This is a genomic window from Steroidobacter sp. (genome assembly GCF_036406195.1).
Taxonomy (GTDB): domain Bacteria; phylum Pseudomonadota; class Gammaproteobacteria; order Steroidobacterales; family Steroidobacteraceae; genus Steroidobacter.
On record NZ_DASWVW010000008.1, the window covers coordinates 1 to 3,960 of the forward strand.

The 3,960-nt window shown below is 63.4% G+C and carries 5 protein-coding genes; 2 read left to right on the forward strand and 3 right to left on the reverse strand.

Translation table 11 applies throughout. The features are described 5' to 3' along the window. A partial coding sequence (locus VGE08_RS02720; RefSeq protein ID WP_331066318.1) for an N-acetylmuramoyl-L-alanine amidase family protein occupies positions 1-668 on the forward strand: 668 nt, incomplete at its 5' end. Positions 669-675: 7 nt separating this feature from the next. Here the strand turns inward: VGE08_RS02720 and VGE08_RS02725 are convergent. The 3 genes from VGE08_RS02725 to VGE08_RS02735 form a co-directional block, all read right to left on the reverse strand. Further along, positions 676-2,283 (reverse strand): Na+/H+ antiporter, encoded by a 1,608-nt coding sequence (locus VGE08_RS02725; RefSeq protein WP_331066319.1) that lies wholly within the window; start codon positions 2,281-2,283, stop codon positions 676-678. A 152-nt stretch (positions 2,284-2,435) separates the two neighbouring features. Further along, positions 2,436-2,810 (reverse strand): nuclear transport factor 2 family protein, encoded by a 375-nt coding sequence (locus VGE08_RS02730; protein WP_331066320.1) that lies wholly within the window; start codon positions 2,808-2,810, stop codon positions 2,436-2,438. A 188-nt stretch (positions 2,811-2,998) separates the two neighbouring features. Continuing rightward, complete coding sequence (locus VGE08_RS02735; RefSeq protein ID WP_331066321.1) at positions 2,999-3,208, reverse strand: hypothetical protein; 210 nt, start codon at positions 3,206-3,208, stop codon at positions 2,999-3,001. A gap of 299 nt (positions 3,209-3,507) precedes the next feature. Between VGE08_RS02735 and VGE08_RS02740 the strand changes: the two genes are divergently transcribed. Continuing rightward, on the forward strand, positions 3,508-3,960 hold a 453-nt coding region (locus VGE08_RS02740), incomplete at its 3' end, for a caspase family protein (RefSeq protein WP_331066322.1).

Below are 3,960 nucleotides of genomic sequence, written 5' to 3' on the forward strand. Positions count from 1 at the left end.
TGAAGGCGGATGGGTTCGCCGAGACCACGCTGCTGGTGACCGAGGGCAAGGCGCGGCCGAGCCTGATGACGCGGGTGGCGAGAGCCAACAGGAGGGGCGCCGATCTCTTCCTGTCGATTCACCACGATTCCGTGCCCGGCATCTATGCGGAGAGCTGGGTGTTCGAAGGCAAGAAGAGTCAGTTCAACGACATGTTCGGCGGCTATTCGGTGTTCGTCTCGAAGCTGAATCCGCACTATCGGTACAGCCTGAAATTTGCGCGCCTGCTCGGCAACCAGATGGCCTCGAAAGACCTGCAATTCGCCCGCCAATACGATCAGTGGTTCATGGGCAAGTTCCAGCGGGAATTGCTGGATATCGAAGCCGGCGTCTATCGCTACGATCAGCTCATCGTGCTCAAGATGACGAGCATGCCGGCGGTGCTGCTGGAGAGCGGCTCCATCATCAACCGCGACGAGGAGCCGGTGATGGCCTCGGACGAGCACAAGAACAAGGTCGCCACGGCCGTCTCGTCAGCCACTGCGGAGTACTGCGAGACGCACGGCCCTGCGCCGCCGCAGGTGGCGCAGCCTCAGCCGAAGGCGTCGAAACCGGTGCGCCGGGTGGCGGAGCCACGCGTCGCCCAGCCGAACAAGCCTGTCTCGACGCGCAGGGCGCACAAGCGCTGACGGCCGCTTACAGCGGCATCTGCCCGTGCTCGCGGTTGGCGAGGCTTGCCTCCTCCAGATCGAGGTCGCGCTCGATCCGCCGCCGAGTCTCGTCACTTATCTTGCCGTTGCGCAGCAGGGTATGAATGCAGCGGCGTTCGATTCCGATCAGTTCGCGGGTCAGGTTGGCGCCGATGGCCGTCACCTCCTGGGCTTCGGGATCGAGCGAGGCCGGTAGCTGGCCGATGCGAATCTCGTGCCGTGCGCGCAGCAGGTTAATCACCGCTTCCGACATTTCCGGATCGTTGCTCCTGGCTTCGAGTGCCTGCAGCGCGGTAGCCAGCGCGTCGCGCCGTGCGACGATCTCGGCCTCGTGCTCGGCGGCATGCTCGCTGCGGCCGTCGCTGGCGACGCCGAGCCAGCGCACTACTGGCGGCAGGAAAAGCCCGGTGCCGACCAGCGTCACCAGGATCAGGCTGAAGGTGACGAACAGGATCAGGTCGCGATAGGGGAACGGATCGCCGTTGGCGAGCGCGAAAGGCAGCGCCAGCGCCGCGGCGAGCGACACCGCACCGCGCACGCCTGTAAACGCGATCACGAACACGGTGCGCCAGGACGGGTAGGGGTCGCGCTCGCGCAATTTTCTGCTCAGGAAGCGCGGCCCATAGGTTGCCGGATAGACCCAGGCAAAGCGCGCGATGATGACGATCACGATGACGAGGCCGGTCGCAAACAGGATGTCGTGCAGGGGGAACGCTTTCGATCTCTCCAGCAACGCGCGTAGCTGGAAGCCGGTCAACAGGAACAGCATGCCCTCGATCATGTAGATGACGAGATCCCAGAAAAAGATGCCCTGCAGCCGCGTTGCCGCCGAGATCAGCAGCGGGCCGTTCCAGCTGACATAGAGGCCGCAGACGACGGTGGCGATCACGCCGGAGCCGCCGAGATGCTCGGGAATCCAGTAGGCGACATAGGGCGTGATCAGCGACAGCGTGATCTCGACCTGCGGGTCCTGCGCGTAATGGCGCAGCCGCAAGCTCACCCAGGCGACTGCGGCGCCAAAGACGATTTCGCAGGCCACGATGGCGAAAAATGTTCCGGTCGCCTGCGGCAGCGAGAACAGCCCGGTCGAGATCGCCGCCACCGCGAAGCGATAAAGGATCAGTGCGGTCGCGTCATTGGCGAGTCCCTCACCCTCCAGCACGACAAGGATGCGCTGCGGCAGCCCCAGCTTGCGTGCGATCGCCAGCGGCGCCACCACGTCGGGCGGCGCAACGATGGCGCCGAGCAGGAAGCCCACCGCCCATGGCAGCCCGATCAGGTAGTGCGCGGCGGCAGCGACCATGAAGGCGGTGAAGATGACGCAGCCGACGGCCAGCAGGAAGATGACGCGCAAGTTGAAGCAGAATTCGCGCCAGCTCATCGCCACCGCAGCCGAATAGATCAGCGGCGGCAGCACCAGGAGCAGCACGAGTTCCGGCGGCAATTCGACCGCCGGCATGCCCGGCACGAAGGCGAGCGTGATGCCGGCGAGCAGCAGCAGGATCGCCGGCGCGACATTGATCCGGCGCGCCAAAAGCGCAGTGCCGGCCAGCACCGCGAGCAGAATCAGGAAAATCTGAAACTTGGCTTCCATGATGCTGCCAGTTCGCCCGGAAGTGGCCGCGCGGTCAATGCATTTGGCGAGCCACAGCCGCGCCTGACAATTGTAGGGCGGATTGGCGAAGCGGGAAATCTCACGGCGAAAGACCGCGGATTACGCTTGCACTAATCCGCTCTACGAATTTCTCACTCTTTCAAATCATAGCGATATGATTTGGACACGATCTTCCAGCCGTCCTTTAGCTTCATCGCCACCAGGTAATCGGTGAAATAGCGTGGCGGCAACTGGCAGCGCACCTTCACGAAGGCGGTGGAATCGTCGGAATGGTCGATGGTGACGATGAAATCCTCGCGCGGCTTGCCCTCCGCTTTCGCCGACGGGCGCTTGCGCACGCGATCCAGCCAGTCGGGCACCGTGAGCACCTGCAACTCGCCCTTCTCCAGCCAGCGCAGATCGGCGCTGGAATCGAAGATGGCGCCAAGCTTGTCGGCATCGCCTTCATAAAGACCGTCGAAGTAATGCTTCACGACGGCTTCGACGGTGGAACGATCGGTGCTCACGGCGTATCCTCCCTTGCGTCACGTTTCTTGCGTCGAATGTAGCCGCGACGCGATGAATTTCAATCGCGGCGCATGGTCCACCTCGTTTGGACGCTGGAAATGCTGCGTTCTGACGCGAGAATTCGTTGCGCTGGCGAACTCCATGGTTGTGGAGCTTCTCGCGGGCGAGATGCGGTTCTCTTGGTTGGCTAGTTCGCGGCGGTCGGAGCCGTGGCTTGCGCGGTCGTGCCCGCGTCCAGCGCAAAGGAGAGCAGGATGGTCTTGGGTGTCTGCTTGAATTCCTTGGCGATCGCCGTGCGCGTCAGGCCCGCAAGTTCGCGCAAAGGCTTGTCTTCGTACAATTTGGGGAAGCCGACGGTCACGGATATCAGCCGGCCGTTGCTCCAGCTGAAACTCACCTGGGGCTTCAGCCCAGTGGTTTGGGCGGGTTCTCGGCCGCCGTCGGGCCATCGTCCTGTGTGGGGCACGTCACGGAATGGGAACTCGGAGGTAAAATAGGCAGGTATTTGGCGAACCCGCGGAAGCCGGCGGGTACTAAATCCAAGAGGAGGCCGATCCGCCCATTGGTGATTGGCCTCACAAAGCTCGGCTTTGGTCCTTTGCTAGACTGGGCGCCAAGACGTGCCAGTTTTCCGGTGTCGCCATGACAAACCTGTTTGGACGTACAAAATTCTATTCCTTCTTCCTTGCCGCGGCGATGCTGCTGCCGCTGGGAGACCCGGCCTTTGCCGAGAAGCGCGTGGCGCTGGTGATCGGCAACGCCGCCTATCAAAACGCGCCGCGGCTGCCGAACCCCGTCAATGACGGCAGCACCATCGCCGCGACCCTGAAGGATGCCGGATTCGACGTGGTCGACAGCCGCCACGATCTGGCCGCCGCCGACACGCGCCGCGCGCTACGCGACTTCGCCGACCGTGCCCGCGATGCCGATATCGCAGTGGTCTACTACGCCGGCCATGGCATCGAAGTGGACGGCGGCAATTACCTGATTCCCGTGGACGCCAAGCTCGAGCGCGACACCGACGTGTACGACGAGGGGCTGTCGCTCGATCGCGTGCTGCTCGCCGTCGAGCCGGCCAAGAAGCTGCGCCTGGTCATCCTCGATGCCTGCCGCGACAATCCCTTTGCAAAGACCATGAAGCGCACCGTG

Coding starts and splice junctions, on each gene's coding strand:
- VGE08_RS02725 (WP_331066319.1), bottom strand. CDS start 2,283: ATGGAAGCCAAGTTTCAGATTTTCCTGATTCTGCTCGCGGTGCTGGCC.